The organism is Rhodococcus wratislaviensis (assembly GCF_041228765.1).
In the GTDB taxonomy this organism is placed as follows: domain Bacteria; phylum Actinomycetota; class Actinomycetes; order Mycobacteriales; family Mycobacteriaceae; genus Rhodococcus_F; species Rhodococcus_F wratislaviensis.
The window spans coordinates 4,922,163-4,922,807 of the sequence record NZ_CP150488.1 but is presented as its reverse complement, the minus strand read 5'-3'; the positions used below and the strand labels follow the sequence as shown (position 1 = coordinate 4,922,807).

Below are 645 nucleotides of genomic sequence, written 5' to 3'. Positions count from 1 at the left end.
CTCGTTCCCCCAGCGGGTAGAAGACCTTGGATGCGCAAGTCCTGCGCGTGAGACGGACCAACCGACGCCGGTCTCCCACGCTGTACTGATCGTGCTGTACGCGTGGGCCCGGTGTGCGTCGATTCGTGATGTTCGTTTCGGAATCGCCATCGACGGGCGACGGTCGGACCGGTCGAGCAGAGTGCGTCCTACGCTCCCCCGCCTCTGTCCGAGGCTCAGCGGAAGCGTTCGGCCTCACGTGCGAGTTGCACGAGGTCGGCGCACAGGGACTCCACCTCATGGGCCGCCGCACCTTCGGCAACGGCTGTCGCCACGTCCTCGGCGGCACATCGAACCTGGAAAATTCGGTCGACCATAGCGGAGGCTTCCTCCGAGGTGAGCACCACCGCATCGGCGGGGATGCTCGTGCCCTTGACCTGGTTGCGCTGCTCGTACGCGCGCTGCCGGCAGGATTGGCGGCAGTACCGGCGGCGGCGCCCCATCCCCGTCTCGGCCACTTCCCGGCCGCACCACACGCAGGAATCGGGTCTGCGGGAGGCGCCGGTCATGGTCAACCACCTTACTGCGCGGCGCCCCACGGCCCGCCCGGTAAGATGTCGAGGTTGCATCTGCGCGGCGTGCGGGAACCAATCGGGAGGCCGTGGC

Annotated in this window: 1 protein-coding gene; it reads right to left on the bottom strand. The window is 68.1% G+C overall.

Annotation, left to right across the window (positions count from 1 at the left end):
- Nucleotides 1-215: 215 nt before the first annotated feature.
- The gene (locus WKC72_RS22750) at nt 216-548 is read right to left on the bottom strand and encodes a hypothetical protein (RefSeq protein WP_037232199.1); all 333 of its coding nucleotides are present in this window, start codon (nt 546-548) and stop codon (nt 216-218) included.
- Between the last annotated feature and the right edge of the window lie 97 nt (nt 549-645).

Bases quoted from the DNA above. Each gene is read 5' to 3' on its own strand.
- WKC72_RS22750 (WP_037232199.1), bottom strand. From the start codon at position 548: ATGACCGGCGCCTCCCGCAGACCCGATTCCTGCGTGTGGTGCGGCCGG.